Origin of the sequence: Leucobacter sp. gxy201, assembly GCF_051043335.1 — a bacterium.
Lineage (GTDB): Bacteria > Actinomycetota > Actinomycetes > Actinomycetales > Microbacteriaceae > Leucobacter.
The window spans coordinates 71,288-88,236 of sequence record NZ_JAMXWS010000003.1; the positions used below are offsets into that span (position 1 = coordinate 71,288).

The window sequence follows — 16,949 nt, forward strand, 5'->3', positions numbered from 1 at the left end:
GTCATATCAAGGAGAAATCCGCCTCACCACCAGGGTACGACGCACCAGCGGCATTCGGAAGGGCAACCGATCACAGGCCCCGGCTCGCACCCTCGCGCCGCATCACCCGCGACGGAGCATCCTGACCATCACTGCTAGCCAGGTCGCGGAGCCTCGCAAGTGCTGCTTTCGCCCGTGCCGCGTCGATCTTCTGCGCATCGCTATCGAGGGCGGGGCCGAGCGGAGTGCGTGTGGTGATGCCGTAGCGGTCGCGGTACGCGGCGACGGTCCGTGCCTGCCGTTTCCACGCTGCCGCGGCTCTCGTCTCTGCCGGTGTGTCTCCGAGCGCGAGCGCCCATTCCTGCCGTTCGGCGATGGCCTGGTCGAGGACGGCTTCGGCACGTTGCTGGATCAGCTCGCCCCGCTCAGTGAGGGCCTTCCGCATCTCGGAGCTCATGGGTCCGGTTGCTTCGGGGATGAGGCCGGCGATCAGACGGGGTGCCTTGCGGGTACGACCAGAACCCACCGGCCTCTCGGTGGCGCGGGCGAGGCGGTAGTGAAGGACGGAGGCGATGTCATCGGCGTCACCGAAGCCGCGGACCGCGACCAGCCGTGGCATGAGGGCGTCGATGTCGTGGTGGTTCGCTTCCGCCCGCCGCAGTTCGGCGGTGAGTGCGCCGAATATATCGGAGTGGATCGTGTCTTCAGCTTCCTCTGGGGTGAGGCCGGATTCGCGGATGAGGGTGGCGAAACGGTCGTGTTGGGCGGCTTGCGCGATCGTCTCGTACTCAGCCGCGAGCTGCCCCACCGACCCCCAGGCTTCTTGTTCGGCGGTGATCGTCTGGTGTGCGGAGAGTTCCGCGCCGGTGTGCTGCAGGACCCCGTAGAGGATGCTCCGCGCGGTCGCATCAGGATCATCCGCGGGGTGCGGGGTGGTGTGGTTGTCGTCGGGGCGGTCGGTGGCGACGTAGACGAGGTTCGTGTGCCGGCCGCGAGTCATCGCGACATATAGGTTCTCCCGCGTCGTAGACGGATCAACGAGCACACGAGAGGTGTCGGTGGTGATGCCTTGCGCCCTATGCGCGGTCACTGCGTATCCCAGATTGACGTGGTCGGAGATGTAGTCGGCGGGGAGGATCACGGTGCCGCGGCTGTCGGCGCGTCGAGCGGTGAGTGATCCGTCGTCGCGAATGTCAGTGACGGTCCAGCGGTCCCCGTTGCGCACCCAACCTCGCGGGGTGCGGAGCCGTCGGTCGTTCTTCCTTGTGATGATCGTGTCCCCGACCCCGGCGCGAGCATCTCCTTGGAGTTGGACTTCGCGGCGGGCGTTCACGGTCCCGTCGAGGATGAGGTCGGCGCGGGCGCGCTGGTTCAGGGCGTGGACGGATTCGTTCGAGTCCGCGATCAATACGGTTGAAGCCCCGGCGAGAGTGTCGGCTCGCCAGGCGGTGTAGGCGGCGTCGATCATTGCCTCGGTGTTCCCGCCGTTGATGCGGTCGTGGGCGGTGTAGGTGTCGATGGCTTCTGGGCGGCCGTGGCGGAGGTCGAGGGAGGTGGACTTTTCCCAGTCGTTGACGAAGCGGTGCACGTCGAGCAGTTCGGGGGCGTCGTTGCGGTCGTGGACGAGGAGGGAGAACGCGCCGCCGGCGGTAACGGATTGCAGTTGCGCCCAGTCACCCACCAACAGCACCTTCGCACCCACCTCCACCGCGTGCGCCGTGAGTCGATCGAGTGAGAGGGTGCCTGCGAGGGAGGCTTCGTCCACGATCACGAGCTGGCCCTTACGGAACGATGCACCGGTGTTCTGGTGGTCGTGCCACCATTTCGCGGTGTTCTCCGTCCGGATGCCGAGATCATCGGCAAGGGCCTGCGCGGCAACCGCGGACGGTGCCAACCCGACGACGCTGCCGCGCCCATGCTCCCGCTCCCACGCGGTGCGCAGGGCGCGCATCGCCGTTGTCTTCCCAGCCCCCGCCGGGCCAACCAGCACATCGACTGCGCGACCGGAGATCGCGACCCCGGTGAGGGCTACTGCTTGATCATCGGCGAGGAACCTACCGTCGCCGTCCGGGCGACGGGTGACCTTCTCGATCACCTCGACCGGGACGGTGGGTGAGGTCATGCTGCGGGCGCGCTCGAGGAGCCTATCTTCCGCCGCCAGGATTTCAGGCGACGAGTACACCGTCGACGCGACAGGCCGGAACCTGCTGCTGCCGTCGGCCCGACGGAACACGGCAGGGCTGGACGCGAGCTCGGGCGGAGTGAGCTGGATCGATGCGCGCTCGGCACCGTCGACCACCATTCCAACGACAGCTTCACGATCCTGCGTGGTGGCGAACCGGTACGGCATCGTTAGCCGTGCGGCTTCAGCGGTGAGGTTCCATCGCCGCCAGGTCGACCGCTTCTCACCAACTGTTTCGACCACGCTGCGCCCGAGCAGGTCGAGCACATCCAAAGGCACATCATCAGCACGCAACAACAGCGGGGCGTCGTTGGCGGTGACGGTGCGCGCCCAGCGGGTGGCGTCTTCACCAAGAAGGTGCGACGCACGATCTCGCCACTCACCGGTAAGTTCCACGAGGGAACGGACCTGCTTCTCCGGCCTGGTTGCCAACGTCGCCTGCGCACGCAACTTGATGACCGTCGTCAACGACGGTTGCCGACCGTGACGCGCAACGTACTCGGCAATGAGACGGTTCTTCTCCTCGTCAATCTGCCGTGACCTCGATGAGAACTCCGCAACCAGTCGCTCCGGCACCGTCGTGATCGCCCAGGCAGGGTTGCGGTCACGTCCCATGTCGCGCGCTTCCCACTCGACGCCGAAGGTGCGGGTGAGGTGGTCGGCGAACACGGCTTCGTGGAGCTCGGAGAGAGCGACGGTGGCGACGTGGAGGGGGCGTCCGTCGAGGGAGCGCCATTTGCCGTCGTGGACGGTCTGCACCTTGTTCGAGATCACCACATGCGTGTGCAGATGCGGATCACCCGCCCGCGAATCGTAATGATCGAACGCGGTGGCGATCACCCCGGACACATCAGCCTGCGCAACCGCCCCATTGCGTCCAGCCGCACCGACACGAGTTGCCGCAACCTCGCGCTCGATGAACGCAACCATCTCCGCAACCGCTGCGTGATGCGCGTCCGCAATCAACGATTGCGTACCCGCATCCGACACCGCCCACAGCACCGACGCAGACTTCGGAATCGAGAACGTGAAATCAAACCCCGCAACCGCCTTCCGCACCCCACGAGCGCTCTCCTCCGCCTCGATTGCAGCAACCGCCTCGGCACGCTCCGTCACCGGGAGGTCGACGTCGAGCCTTGCGGTGCGACGTTCGATCCGCTCGGCCACCGTCGGATACTTCCGATACGGACTCCCAAGCGCCTGATCAGTGACGGGATCGCACCCCTGCCCAATCAGCCGTTGAAGCTGCTCCTCCGTGACTTCATCGTCAACGACGATCGAACCGCCACCGAGCGCGGTGACCGCTGACCCAATCCACCGCCCAGGGGGTGTTCCTTCCTCCGTGTAGTACCTCGTGAGCGGCGTGGAGAGCACCCGGTCGCCGTCACCGGTGGCGACAGTGCGCAGGAGGTACTTGTAGCCGTCGCCGGCGGACATCACCCGCATCGAAACCGTCACCGCTCACCGTCCTGTCTTGGTGAGGAGGTGAGCGTCAGGACCCGCCGGCACGGTCAACTCTGAGTTGACTCACGCGACGGCGCGAACCTCGCTTGCAAGACGCGTGACAACCCGTTTGAGCGAACCGCGAAGGGGTCAGACGAGCGAACTTTTGGGCGCGGCACGCGGGGGCGTGGCGAGCGGCCTGGGCGTAGGCCGGTGGGGCCGACCGTGCACCTCGTTTGTGACCAGCTCGGAGCAGCATCACGGCTCCGAGGATCACCGACCCAGGAGGCTCGCCGATGGCAAATATGGTTCCAAGCGACCCGGCCGCGCCGCTACGCGTCGGGTCGCTGTTCTCTGGCTACGGCGGACTCGATCTCGCCGTCGAGGAAGTGTTCGGGGCGAAAACGATCTGGTTCTCTGAGATAAACGAACCCATTGCCCGCGTCTTCTTCCACCACTGGCCCGACGCCCCCAACCTCGGCGACATCACCACCATCAACTGGAACACTGTCCCGCCGGTGGACATCCTCTGCGGCGGGTTCCCCTGCCAAGACGTATCCACGGTCGGGAAGATGGCCGGCCTGAAACTCGGCACTCGATCCGGACTCTGGGCGCACATGGCAGCAGCGATCGACGTTCTGCAACCGGAACGGGTGGTGATCGAGAACGTGCGCGGGCTGCTATCTGCACCCGCGATCCGCGCGATTCCCGAAGGAGACAACGATGAGCAGCGCAACCCCAAAGACGCAACCCCCAGCGACGCAGCCTCTCGCAGTGTGGAATCCGATTCGTGGCATTTGGGAGAAACCGCAACTCGACCTCTTCGGGCAGCGGGAGCAGTTTTGGGAGACCTGGCCGACCTCCGGTATGACGCGCAATGGATCGGTTTACCCGCTTCCGCTATCGGCGCACCTCATCCCCGATACCGGGTCTTCATCCTCGCCCACCGCGCTGTTCCGGACCCCACTCGCGTCGGACGCGTCTCGGGGCGGGGAGACCCTGCAACAGGTGAAAGCACGGCGGGGCACGATCGCTCTGAGCCATCAGATTATCGACCTCGCCCTCCACGGACCACACGGATACCCGCGCACCCAGGAGCCCGAGAGCCTGTGGTCGTTGATCGGGCAGCTCTTCGACGCTGGGGACGATACGCCGAAGCCGTGACCAGATGGGAGCGAATCACTGGCCGCTCCGCTCCGTCACCGGCGCTTCTGAGCGACAAGACCGGTCCGCGTCCGGCGCCCCCGTTCGTCGAATGGGGCTACCGGCCGGATGGGTGACCGATGCGTGTCATGGGCTGACCGCCAACCAACAACTTGCGTCGCTCGGGAACGGTGTTCTCCCGAGGCAAGCTGTCGCGGCTTTGGGAACGGCCCGGAAGATGCTCAACTTCTGAGATACACCAGCACTGTGAGGACCTGCTTGTTGCCAGCATGCTCACCGACGCGGAGCATGGCGAAGCTGCTGCCGATATCGCGCTCGATCCGTACGCGAGAGCCAAGGGATTGGGAACGATCAGCGGCTCCGGCTGCCCCCTGCGGCGCGGTGCTCGGGCGTCGGATGTGCCCGGTAAACGGGGGCGTTAGTGTTGGGAATGCGTTAGCGAACCGCGGTGATCTGCCGGTTTGCTGCATGGGCTCCGTATGGCGCTCTCGCGGCGGTCCCGTGAGCGGGTGAGCATCAGTGCATGTCTCGTGTAAGTCCCACAGCTGGCCGGTCGCGACAGCCCAGCGGTTCCCGGTTGCCGCGACCCGTGCGCTGGGGATCCGTTTGTCACACTGTCGCGCGTCACGGTGTGGGGACGTCCCGCCTGGTCGTGTATTCGCCGGTGTCGTCGGAGCGTGAACGGTTCTGGGCACGGTTGGCGAGTGCTTTCGTGCCGGCGGCCCTGAGCATGGGTCTGCTGCTGTGGCTTGTGCTTATCGCGGTTGGCGCGTCTCCTGAGGTGTCGGCGGTCGGGATCGTGCTGGTGGGGGTGTCGGCCGGAGTGTTCCTTTGGTGGAAGGCACGTCCGCTTCGTGGACGGGTGGCAATGGCGTGGTCGAGCCGATTCGTGTTCTGGCCTCGTCGTGATGATGAGGATCGTGAAGAGATGATCACGACGCTGTCGTTGCTGATGGAGCGCGCAACAGAGGATCTTCGTCACGGGAGGATCACGCGAAGCGTGTACGACCGCGTGTGGATGGCCGTCTACGAGGAGACGCATGCACTGTCTCCCGCGCGAGATTAGTAAGCACGCGGATTCGCGCTGGGAGCTGGCGCCCGTGACCATCGATGGGTCCACGGGTAGGGATTCGGCGACGCTAGAGAAGTGCTTCTGCGGCGGCGGCGGCAATGGATCTGTGTGCGATTTGGTCCCAGGAGGTCGCGTAGTAGCTCTCGAAGGGTGTGGTGGTGATCCTTTGGTGTACGCGTTCGGTGAGTGTCACGGGGTCGGTGTGGGGGGTGGTGATGATTCCGGTGATGCAGATGTCGCGGCCGTGGCGCATTTCGATCTCAGCGTGGTGTGCGCAGATCGCTGCGGACAATGCGTTGACGGCGCGGTCAGGGGTCGGTGAGTCAGACGGGACTTCGACGATGTAGAAGATGTGCCGCACCAGGGGGTGCGTGCGCAGCGGCTTCGTGAGGATGTCATGCGCTGCCCGGAGCTGACTCCGGAGCGCTTGCCGAGGGTGGTTCGTGTCGGGCACGCGGATTCCCACGATCATGGTTCGCGCTCTCCGGTTGTCGAGTGCGTCGTGATCGTAAGGAACGGGCATGGCAAGATAGGCGAGGCTGTCGAGCGAGTCGCCGTAGAGGAGCAAACGAGCCTTCCCAGACTGCGGGCCTGCCGGGGACGAGCGGGTGGTGTGTCGGATGGTGTCCATTATTTGAGGCACCTGCCTTGCCACTCCTCGTCGTCACTGCCCGGGTGGATGCGGGTGGGGTGGCTGGTGATCTGCCCGAGTGCGATCGTGCCTTCGCAGGTGAGGGCGAGGAGGTCACCGGGGGCGCAGGTCTGCGGAAGCAGCACCCTGATGGCGGTCTGCGTGTGCGGGGAGCGCAGCAGGGTCGTCTTGCGGTGCCGCGCGTTCGGGCACTGCAGGGGCAGGACGTCGAGGACGCGGGAGTCGAGGGCGGCCAGGTCGCAGTCGACCGTCAGTTCCAAGGGGTGCCGCAGCCCGCGGCGCGATGTGCGGGCGAGGATGGTGGTGACGATGACGGTGCGGTACTCTTCTCCTCGCGCCGACGCGCTGCTGGGCGCGATCAGGACACAGGGGGTGCCGCGCTGTGCTGCGAGGGCGGTGAGTGATTGCGCGCCGATGCTGATGTCGCGGTCGGCGAAGGCGGTGTCTGCGGGCCAGGGTGGGCAGTCCTCGTACAGGGCGGCAAGAGCCATCGCCCGGGACGAGATCAGGGTGTGCATGATGCTCATCGGGTCACCGCGAGTTCCCGGACCTGATCTGCGCGTACGAAGGCTTCCTGTGGGCGTGGGCGCACGTCGCTGAGCGTGACCGCGCCGGCGCAGGGGACGGCGAGAAGGTCGCCTTGGTGGATGTCTGCGGGAAGGGTGACGATCGGGTACGGCCACGGCGCAGACCCGGTTTCGCCGGGGATGAGTTCGATGGTGGTGTTCTTCGCCGTCGACGTGCGGCCGATGAGCCGGCACTCGTCCCAGTAGGGGGCCACCCGGTCGAATCCGCAGTCGGTGAGGGCGACGCGTTTATCGGTGTCGGTGTCGACGCGGAGGGTGACCTGGAAGACCAGGACGGTGACGTCGTTGCCGATCCCCTGGGCGTGCGCCTGGGCCGGTTTCGGGTGCGGCAGGTCCCCGGTGAGTAGCGCCGGGGTGCCGGTGATGTCCACCAGTCGCCTCAGGGACACTCCGCCGATCACGACATCCGAGACCGTGGGGACGGTGTGCTCGGGCCAACGTCGGGGTTGGAGAGGGTCGGGGATGCTGCGTCTGAGGGAGGGGAGGATGGCGGTGAGGGTCATGCCTCCACTTCTACGCGGCAACCACCGGGCAGGGAACAGCCCCTCACGGAACTCATGCGCCTTCTCGGCCTGCCGCTAACAGCACCACGCAGAGGGCGCGGCCACTCGCGTCCGTGCCGTCGGCGCGCTCTGCGAGCCTGTCGTGTTAGCGGCCCGTCAGAGTCCGCCCGATCCTCGTATGGGTTCTGTTAGGACGCCTGTTTCGGGCGTGTGGGCGGGTGTTTGATCGTGAGTTGCACCCGCTGTTTCGGGTTGCGCGGCTAGTGGTCCTGCTGTCGCTTGTTATCCGAATGGAGCTTGTTGTGCTTGACATCGTCTACGCGCTCGGCGTGATCGCCTTGTTCGTCGTCGTCGGGCTGCTGGGGAAGGCGGTGGAGAAGCTGTGATCGTCTTCGAACTTCTCGCCGCCGGTCTCGGGGTCGCGGCGATCGTGTATCTCGTGTTCGCTCTCGTGAAACCGGAGCGCTTCTGATGACCTGGGTGTACGCGCTTCTCGCCCTCGCCACCGTCGCCATCATCCTGGGCATCCTGCACCGCCCGTTCGGTGACTACATGGCCTGGGTCTACACATCCCGCAAGGACTGGAAAGTCGAACGCGGGATCTACAAGATCATCGGCGTCGATTCCAAGACCGAGCAGACCTGGCAGGCCTACCTGCGCAGCGTGCTCGCGTTCTCCGCGATCGGCCTGCTGATCGTCTACGGCCTGCAACGCCTCCAACAGTGGCTGCCGTACTCGCTGGGCCTGACGGCTCCCTCGGAGCATCTGTCGTTCAACACCGCGGCATCGTTCGTCGGCAACACGAACTGGCAGTCCTACTCGCCGGAGCTCACCGTCGGCTACACCGTCCAGTTCGCCGGTCTCGCGGTGCAGAACTTCGTGTCCGCCGCAGTCGGTATCGCGGTCGCGATCGCTCTGGTGCGCGGTTTCGCCTACCGGCGCTCAGGCACGATCGGGAACTTCTGGGTCGACCTGATCCGCGGCACCCTGCGCATTCTGCTGCCGATCGCCGTGGTCGGTGCGATCGTGCTGATGATCGGCGGAGTGATCCAGAACTTCAACGGGTTCACCACCGTCACCACGATCACCGGCGCCACACAGACGATCCCCGGCGGGCCGACGGCGTCGCAGGAGGTCATCAAGCTGCTCGGCACCAACGGCGGCGGGTTCTTCAACGCGAACTCGTCTCACCCGTTCGAGAACCCCACCGCGTGGACGAACGTGTTCCAGGTGCTGCTGATGCTCGTCATCCCATTCTCCCTGCCCCGCACCTTCGGGCGGATGGTGGGTGACAACCGTCAGGGTTACGCGATCCTCTCCGTGATGGCGATCCTGTACGTGGCGTCGTTCAGCATCCTCACCGCGCTGGAATCGGCCGGCATGGGCACCGCCCCCGGCCTTGCCGGCGGCGCGATGGAAGGCAAGGAGCAGCGGTTCGGGATCATCGGATCGACCCTGTTCGCCACCACCAGCACCGGCACCTCCACCGGCGCGGTCAACTCGATGCACGACTCGTACACCGGCCTCGGCGGGATGATGCCGATGCTGAACATGATGCTCGGCGAAGTCACCCCCGGTGGCGTCGGCTCCGGGATCTACGCGATCCTGATCCTCGCGGTCATCGCCGTGTTCATCTCGGGTCTGCTGATCGGACGCACCCCGGAATACCTGGGCAAGAAGATCGGGCCGCGCGAGATCAAGCTCGCCGCGCTCTACATTCTCGTCATGCCCACCCTGGTGCTGGCCGGCACGGCGCTGAGCTTCGCGATCCCCGGCGTCCGGGAAGAGGTAGAAAGTACGTCGATCTGGAACCCCGGCATCCACGGCATGTCTGAGGTGCTGTACGCGTTCACGTCCGCGGCGAACAACAACGGTTCCGCGTTCGCAGGGCTCACCGCGAACACTCCGTGGCTGAACACCACGCTGGGGCTTGCGATCCTGCTGGGTCGATTCGTACCGATCGTGTTCGTCCTCGCCCTGGCCGGCTCCCTCGCAGCGCAGGATAAGGTTCCGACCACCTCCGGCACCCTCCCCACGCACCGTCCGATGTTCATCGGGCTGCTGACCGTGGTCACGATCCTGGTGACCGCACTGACCTTCTTCCCCGTTCTCGCGCTAGGTCCGCTAGCGGAAGGGCTGATGTAAACCATGTCCACCATCACCGAACCCCGCCCGAAAACCGCGGGCACCCCCACCCGGAAGGGCGGGTTCACCTGGGAACAGGTCCGGGCAGCCCTGCCCGGAGCATTCCGCAAACTCAACCCCAAAGAGCAGTGGCGCAACCCCGTCATGTTCCTCGTCTGGGTCGGCGCCGCGCTCACCACGGTCCTCGCCGTCACGGAGCCGTTCATCGGCGGACCCGCCGATTCCGGCGGCACGGTCGTGCCGTGGTCGTTCACCTGGGCGATCGCGGTGTGGCTGTGGCTCACCGTGCTGTTCGCGAACCTCGCCGAGTCCGTCGCCGAAGGTCGCGGTAAGGCACAGGCGGAAACGCTCCGCAAGACCCGCACCAGCACCATGGCCAACCGCGTCACCGCCTACGACCCGAAGGCGGACGCCGCCGCGGAGCGGGCCTCGACCACGCAGGTATCGTCCTCGGACCTCACCCTCGGCGATGTCGTCGTCGTGACTGCGGGCGAACTGATCCCCGGCGACGGGGACATCGTGTGGGGCATCGCCTCTGTCGACGAGTCCGCCATCACGGGCGAATCCGCCCCGGTGGTGCGCGAGTCCGGCGGCGACCGTTCCGCCGTGACCGGTGGCACCCGAGTGCTGTCGGATCGGATCGTGGTGCGGATCACCTCCAAACCGGGTGAGACGTTCGTGGACCGGATGATCTCCCTCGTCGAAGGTGCCGCACGGCAGAAGACGCCGAACGAGATCGCGTTGAACATCCTGCTCGCGTCCCTGTCGATCATCTTCGTCGTCGTCGCGCTCACCCTGAACCCGATCGCGTCGTACGCTGCCGCCCCCGTGAGCGTCACCGTCCTGGTCGCGCTGCTGGTGTGCCTGATCCCGACCACCATCGGGGCGCTGCTGTCGGCGATCGGTATCGCCGGGATGGATCGGCTCGTACAGCGCAACGTGCTGGCGATGTCCGGGCGCGCGGTCGAAGCCGCGGGCGATGTGACGACGCTGCTGCTGGACAAGACCGGCACCATCACCTACGGCAACCGGCGCGCGAGCGAGTTCGTCCGCCTCGTCGGAGTGAGGGAGCAGGAGCTGATCCGCGCGGCCGCGCTGTCATCGCTGGCCGACCCGACCCCGGAGGGCGTGTCGATCGTCGAGCTCGCCGAGCAGGAGCACGGAGAGTTCGACCGGAACACCACTGGGGAGATCGTCCCGTTCACGGCGCAGACGCGCATGTCGGGCCTGGACCTGCCCGATGGCACCCAGATCCGTAAGGGCGCCGGCTCCGCCGTGATGGCGTGGCTGGAAGAGGGCGGGAACCGGTTGCCGTCGTCGCTGGTCGCGGAGCTCGACGAGCATGTCGAGCACATCTCCCAGTCCGGCGGCACCCCGCTGGTCGTCGCCACCAAGGACGCGACCGGTGCGGGGCACCTCCTCGGGGTTGTGCATCTCAAGGATGTCGTCAAGGAGGGGCTGCCGGCGAAGTTCGCCGAGATGCGGGCGATGGGTATCCGCACGGTGATGATCACCGGCGACAACCCGCTCACTGCGGCCGCCATCGCGAAGGAAGCCGGTGTGGACGATTTCCTTGCCGAAGCCACCCCGGAGGACAAGCTCGCCTACATCCGTAAGGAGCAGGAGGGCGGGAATCTGGTAGCGATGACCGGTGACGGCACCAACGACGCGCCCGCGCTCGCGCAGGCCGATGTCGGGGTCGCGATGAACTCCGGCACGTCGGCGGCGAAAGAGGCCGGGAACATGGTCGACCTCGACAGCGACCCTTCCAAGCTCATCGACGTGGTGCGGATCGGGAAGCAGCTGCTGATCACCCGGGGAGCGTTGACGACGTTCTCGATTGCGAACGACATCGCGAAGTACTTCGCGATCATCCCCGCCATGTTCATGGGCGTGTTCCCGCAGCTCGCCGCACTGAACATCATGGGCCTGCACTCGCCGGCCTCGGCGGTGCTGTCGGCGATCATCTTCAACGCGATCGTGATCGTGTTCCTCATCCCGCTCGCACTCCGCGGAGTGAAGTACCGGCCCGGGAACGCGTCCAGCATTCTCGGCCGCAACCTCGCCATCTACGGGCTGGGCGGCGTGATCGCCCCGTTCGTCGGGATCTGGCTGATCGACCTGCTCGTCCGCCTCATCCCCGGCTTCTGACACACCTTCGGAAAGAAGAGAACATCATGAACACGCAAGCTCGTGGAATCGGGCGCACCATCTGGGTAGCCACCCGCGCCATGGCGCTCCTGACCCTCGCCCTCGGTGTCGGCTACACCCTGCTGATCACCGGCATCGGGCAGGTCGCCCTGCCCGCCCAAGCCAACGGGTCGATCATGACCAACCAGGACGGCGACCCGGTCGGGTCGTCGCTGATTGGCCAGTCCTTTACCGATGCGGACGGCAACCCGCTGCCGGAGTACTTCCAGCCGCGGCCCTCCGCCGCAGGCGACGGGTACGACGGCGGCGCCTCCTCCGGGTCGAACTACGGTCCGGAGAACGAGGACCTGATCGCCGCGATCACCGAACGCAAAGCCCAGGTTGCGGAGTTCAACGGCGTCACCGAGGCCGAAGTACCCGTGGATGCGGTCACCGCGTCCTCGTCGGGACTGGACCCGCACATCAGCCCCGCCTACGCGCAGATCCAGATTGACCGGGTCGCCGACGCACGCGGGATCCCCGCCGAGCAGGTGCGGGAACTCGTCGCGGCACACACCCAGGGCCCGGATGCAGGGTATTTGGGAGAATCGAGGGTGAACGTTCTGGAACTGAACCTCGCCCTGGACGAGTTGGAGGACTGATCATGCCGAAACGGGGGCAGCTTCGGGTGTTGCTCGGCGCTGCCCCCGGCGTCGGCAAGACCTTCACCATGCTGGAAGAAGGGCGACGCCTCCTCGGGAACGGGAAAGATGTCGTCGTCGGGATCGTGGAAACCCACGGCCGCGCCGCGACGGCGGCGATGACCGCGGGAATCCCAGCCGTCCCGCGCACACGCATCGAACATCGCGGGGTCACGCTCGAGGAGATGGACCTGCAGGCGGTGCTGGACCGCCGCCCCGAGATCGCGCTCGTCGACGAGCTCGCGCACACCAACGCGCCCGGCTCGAAGAACGACAAACGCTGGCAAGACGTCGAAGAACTCCTCATCGCAGGCATCGACGTCATCTCCACCCTCAACATCCAGCACATCGAATCCCTCAACGACGTCGTCGAACAGATCACCGGCGTCCCCCAGCGAGAGACCGTCCCCGACAGCTTCCTCCGCGGCGCGGAACAGATCGAGGTGGTCGACCTCGCACCGCAAGCGCTCCGCGACCGGCTCAGCGGGGGGGTCGTGTACCCTGCCGAACGCATCGACGCAGCCCTGTCCAACTACTTCCGCCTCGGGAACCTCACCGCGCTACGCGAACTCGCCCTCATCTGGCTCGCAGACGAAGTCGATCAGGCGCTGAAGGGATACCGCAAAGACCACGGCATCGACAGCACCTGGGAAGCCCGCGAACGCGTCGTCGTCGCCCTCACCGGCGGCCCCGAAGGCGAGACGCTGCTGCGCCGCGGCGCGCGGATCGCGGCCCGCTCCGCCGGCGGCGAGCTCATCGCCGTGCACATCACCAGTCAAGACGGACTCCGCACCGGGAACCCGGCGACCCTTGCCGAGCAGCGTGCGCTCGTCGAAAAACTCAACGGCACCTACCATCAGGTCATCGGGGAAGACATCCCCACCGCGCTGGTGGAGTTCGCCCGTTCTGTCAACGCCACCCAGCTCGTCTTGGGTGCCAGCCGCCGTGGACGTGTCACCGCTGCGTTCACCGGCCCCGGGATCGGCGCGACCGTCGTCCGTGAGTCCGGCGACATCGACGTGCACATGGTCAACCATGCCGCAGCCGGCAGACGTTTCGCCCTGCCCCCGCTGACCGGGGCGCTCACCCGCAAACGCCGCATCCTCGGCTTCGTCGCTGCGCTCCTGGGCGGGCCTGCGCTTACCACCCTACTGAGCGTGTTCCGCAGCGAGGATTCGATCACCACGGATGTCCTCAGTTTCCAGCTCCTCGTCGTCGTCGTCGCGCTCGTCGGCGGCATTTGGCCGGCCCTGTTCGCTGCGGTGCTGTCGGGGATCACACTCGATTTCCTGTTTATCGAGCCGCTGTTCACGATTCACATTTATCAGCCGCACCATCTCGCGTCCTTGATCCTGTATGTCTTGATCGCGAGCCTGGTGAGTTTCGTCGTTGACCGGGCGGCCCGGTACACCCGCGCCGCCCGCCGTTCCGCCGCCGAATCCGAACTCATCCAGACCATCGCTGGCAGTGTGCTGCGCGGAGACAACGCGATCCAAGCACTCGTAGACCGCATCCGCGAAGCCTTCCAACTCCCCGGGGTCCGGCTGATGCGCGGCGAGGACGTCCTCGCCCGGTCCGGGGAACCGCTCCCGAATAACCATCACGCCAGCATACGGATCACCGACGACACCACCTTAGAACTGCACGGTCGGGACCTTGCCGCGTCCGAGCAGCGCCTCCTTGCCGTCGTCACCGCACAACTCGCCGCAACCCTGGAACACGAGCACCTCACCGAGACAGCGAGACAGATCGAGCCGATCGCTGCATCGGATCGGGTGCGCGGCGCGCTCCTCTCGGCGCTCAGCCATGATCTGCGTCGCCCACTCGCGGCCGCGTCCGCCGCTGTCGGGGGTCTCAAAGCGGCAGGACACGACTTGGCGTCCGCGCAGAAGAGGGAACTGCTCGACACCGCCGAAGAAAGCCTCGGCGCACTCGCGACTCTGGTCACTGACCTCCTCGACGTCAGCAGGCTGCAGGCGGGCGTACTCACTATCGCGGAGATCCCGACCGATCCCGCCGAGACCATCGCGCCCGCCCTCGACGAACTCCACCTCGGCCCCACCGATGTGACCCTCGCGCTCAATCACGGTGACGCGGTCGCGCACGCCGACCCTGTCCTGCTCCAACGCGTGCTCGTCAACCTCCTCACCAATGCGCACCGCTACAGCCCGGCCGGCACCCCCATCCACGTCAGCACCAGCACGTTCGCAGACCGGCTCGAAATCCGCATCATCGACCGCGGCCCCGGCATCCCGCCTGAGAAACTGGACGACATCTTCCTGCCCTTCCAACGCCTCGGCGACACTGACAACACCACCGGCCTGGGACTCGGCCTCGCCCTATCTCGCGGATTCATCGAAGCCATGCACGGCACCCTCACCCCCGAAGACACCCCCGGTGGCGGACTCACCATGGTCATCTCCCTCCCTACGATCCGCACGAGCCAGGAGCCGTCATGAAAATCCTCATCGCCGACGACGACCCCCAGATCCTTCGCGCCCTGCGCATCACCCTCACCGCTAAGGGGTATGAGATCTTCACCGCAGCTGACGGTGCCCAGGCGATCGCTGCCGCCATTGACCATCACCCGGACATCTTCCTCATCGACCTCGGCATGCCCGAACTCGACGGTATCGAAGTCATCCACGGCATCCGCGGCTGGTCCCAGGCGCCTATCCTCGTCGTGTCCGGGCGTGCCGGCGCCGCCGACAAGGTCGAAGCCCTCGACGCCGGCGCCGACGACTACATCACCAAACCCTTCGCCGTCGAAGAACTCCTCGCTCGCATCCGCGCCCTGACCCGACGTGTTCCCCAAGAAGACGCCACGCCCGTGGTGCACCTCGGCAGCGTCACCATCGACCTCGCCGCCCGCAGCGTCACCCGCGACACCTCCGAAGGGGAACGTCAAATCCGGCTGACCCCCACAGAGTGGCAGTTCATCGAGATCCTCATCCGCAACGCCGGGAAACTCGTCACCCGCCAAACCATCCTCACCACCATCTGGGGCACCGAACACGCTGAAGACACCGGATATCTCCGTCTTTACGTCTCCCAACTGCGACGGAAGCTCGAAGAAGACCCCACCAGTCCCGTGCATCTCCTGACCGAGCCTGGCATGGGATACCGTCTCGATGGCATGACCACCTGACCTTCATGACGTGCCGGCAACGATGAGCACCCTCGACACCATTGGCATCATCGGTGAGATGCTTGCTTGGGTCGGTGCGATCATCGGCGTCCCCGTTCTTGCCGCCGGTCTCATCATCCGCACCGTCGGTGGAGCCCGCCTCCCCACGAACGTCACGATCGTCGATGATCTCGACCAGCAACCGATCGCGATATGGAGTGTCAAAGACCGCACCTACACGCGCCCCGTCACAGCACACGACGATCTCCACGTCGAGGACTCGACGAGCGTCATCGGGTTCGTGCCAGAACGCGATCCCCGTCGGCTTGACTTTCACAGGCGCTCCCACGCCGAGCGCCTGTGCCGTACCCTCGCGATCACCATGCTCAGCACCTCGACAGTGGGGTTCCTTGTTTCGCTTCTGCCGATGTTCTGGTGACGAAGTCAGTCCTACATTCACGCGGCCAAGTCCAGCGTCAGCTCAGCGTTAGGGTTACCGGCGCGTGGCGCATGAGTACCGTTAGGGGTACTCGATTCTTCACTGCGGCTCGCCTTCGATTAGCAACTATGACGGTCGATGGTCTGGGCTGACCCCGTTTCGTAGGTCCGGCGGTTCTGAGAGTCGTCCTGTTGCCCGAGGGTTCGGGCAGGGAGACTGGTCAGATCATGTCGAACAGTAGGAAGCGTCACACCCCGGAGCAGGTCGTCCGCAAGCTCGGGCAGGCCGACAGGTTGCTCGCCCACGGGCAGGACGTCGCGGCGGTGTGCCGGGAGCTCGGGGTGTCCGAGCAGACGTACTACCGGTGGCGTAACCAGTTCGGCGGGTTGAAGGCCGACGACGCGAAGCGCCTGAAGGAGCTCGAGAAGCAGAACGCGACGCTCAAGCGGCTGCTCGCGGAGGCGGAGTTGGAGAAAGCCGCGCTCAAGGAGCTGGCTGAGGGAAACTTCTAGGCCCGGGCAGGCGCCGTGCCGCCGTCGCTCACCTGATCAGGACACTGCAGGTGAGTGAACGGATGGCGTGCCGTCTGGTCGGGCTGTCCCGCTCCGCGTACCGCCGCCCACTCAACGCCGACACGGTCACGGACCCGGACCGGGCGTTGCGGGACTGGCTGCGTGCCTGGGCGAAGAGCCACCCCCGCTACGGGTACCGACGGGGTCTGCTGAAGCTTTGGTTGAGTCCGCGCGCACCCCCGGCGGACGCTACGTCGCTCGCACCCGATATCGCGACTGGGACGGGAAGAGCCGACATGTCCAAATCACCGGA

Annotated in this window: 14 protein-coding genes and 1 pseudogene; 11 read left to right on the forward strand and 4 right to left on the reverse strand. The window is 66.0% G+C overall.

Annotated elements, in window-relative coordinates:
* Nucleotides 1-70: 70 nt before the first annotated feature.
* Complete coding sequence (mobF, locus tag NHL51_RS05415; protein WP_434142765.1) at nt 71-3,607, reverse strand: MobF family relaxase; 3,537 nt, start codon at nt 3,605-3,607, stop codon at nt 71-73.
* Between the two features lie 293 nt (nt 3,608-3,900).
* Here mobF and NHL51_RS05420 point away from each other — a divergent pair, with 293 nt between their 5' ends.
* Nucleotides 3,901-4,884 (forward strand): DNA cytosine methyltransferase, encoded by a 984-nt coding sequence (locus NHL51_RS05420; protein WP_417218593.1) that lies wholly within the window; start codon nt 3,901-3,903, stop codon nt 4,882-4,884.
* Between the two features lie 407 nt (nt 4,885-5,291).
* Nucleotides 5,292-5,834: a DUF6611 family protein gene (locus tag NHL51_RS05425; protein ID WP_434142322.1), complete on the forward strand. Its 543-nt coding sequence runs from the start codon at nt 5,292-5,294 to the stop codon at nt 5,832-5,834.
* Nucleotides 5,835-5,907: 73 nt separating this feature from the next.
* Here the strand turns inward: NHL51_RS05425 and NHL51_RS05430 are convergent, their stop codons facing one another.
* From NHL51_RS05430 to NHL51_RS05440, 3 genes are read right to left on the reverse strand one after another with little or no spacing between them, the layout of a single operon-like run.
* On the reverse strand, nt 5,908-6,471 hold the full coding sequence (locus tag NHL51_RS05430) for a hypothetical protein (RefSeq protein ID WP_417218595.1): 564 nt from the start codon (nt 6,469-6,471) through the stop codon (nt 5,908-5,910).
* Nucleotides 6,471-7,019, reverse strand: a complete 549-nt coding sequence (locus tag NHL51_RS05435) for a hypothetical protein (protein ID WP_067243081.1) — start codon at nt 7,017-7,019, stop codon at nt 6,471-6,473. Before NHL51_RS05435 ends, NHL51_RS05430 begins: the two co-directional genes overlap by 1 nt.
* Nucleotides 7,016-7,582, reverse strand: a complete 567-nt coding sequence (locus NHL51_RS05440; protein ID WP_345582176.1) for a hypothetical protein — start codon at nt 7,580-7,582, stop codon at nt 7,016-7,018. The genes NHL51_RS05435 and NHL51_RS05440 overlap by 4 nt, the downstream gene beginning before the upstream one ends.
* Before the next feature lie 218 nt (nt 7,583-7,800).
* Between NHL51_RS05440 and NHL51_RS05445 the strand changes: the two genes are divergently transcribed.
* The 9 genes and pseudogenes from NHL51_RS05445 to NHL51_RS05485 form a co-directional block, all read left to right on the forward strand.
* Nucleotides 7,801-7,968: a hypothetical protein gene (locus NHL51_RS05445; RefSeq protein WP_434142323.1), complete on the forward strand. Its 168-nt coding sequence runs from the start codon at nt 7,801-7,803 to the stop codon at nt 7,966-7,968.
* Complete coding sequence (locus NHL51_RS05450) at nt 7,965-8,054, forward strand: potassium-transporting ATPase subunit F (protein WP_035731468.1); 90 nt, start codon at nt 7,965-7,967, stop codon at nt 8,052-8,054. Before NHL51_RS05445 ends, NHL51_RS05450 begins: the two co-directional genes overlap by 4 nt.
* On the forward strand, nt 8,054-9,727 hold the full coding sequence (kdpA, locus tag NHL51_RS05455; RefSeq protein ID WP_434142324.1) for a potassium-transporting ATPase subunit KdpA: 1,674 nt from the start codon (nt 8,054-8,056) through the stop codon (nt 9,725-9,727). The genes NHL51_RS05450 and kdpA overlap by 1 nt, the downstream gene beginning before the upstream one ends.
* Nucleotides 9,728-9,730: 3 nt before the next feature.
* Entirely contained in the window at nt 9,731-11,878 is a 2,148-nt protein-coding gene (gene kdpB, locus NHL51_RS05460; protein WP_434142325.1) for a potassium-transporting ATPase subunit KdpB, read from the forward strand.
* Between the two features lie 26 nt (nt 11,879-11,904).
* On the forward strand, nt 11,905-12,519 hold the full coding sequence (kdpC, locus tag NHL51_RS05465; RefSeq protein ID WP_434142326.1) for a potassium-transporting ATPase subunit KdpC: 615 nt from the start codon (nt 11,905-11,907) through the stop codon (nt 12,517-12,519).
* Nucleotides 12,520-12,521: 2 nt separating this feature from the next.
* Entirely contained in the window at nt 12,522-15,017 is a 2,496-nt protein-coding gene (locus tag NHL51_RS05470) for an ATP-binding protein (protein ID WP_434142327.1), read from the forward strand.
* The gene (locus tag NHL51_RS05475; RefSeq protein WP_434142328.1) at nt 15,014-15,706 is read left to right on the forward strand and encodes a response regulator; all 693 of its coding nucleotides are present in this window, start codon (nt 15,014-15,016) and stop codon (nt 15,704-15,706) included. Before NHL51_RS05470 ends, NHL51_RS05475 begins: the two co-directional genes overlap by 4 nt.
* Nucleotides 15,707-15,728: 22 nt before the next feature.
* Nucleotides 15,729-16,124: a hypothetical protein gene (locus NHL51_RS05480; RefSeq protein WP_434142329.1), complete on the forward strand. Its 396-nt coding sequence runs from the start codon at nt 15,729-15,731 to the stop codon at nt 16,122-16,124.
* A 227-nt stretch (nt 16,125-16,351) separates the two neighbouring features.
* Nucleotides 16,352-16,839, forward strand: a pseudogene (locus NHL51_RS05485) (transposase); the annotation flags it as partial.
* Nucleotides 16,840-16,949 lie beyond the last annotated feature (110 nt).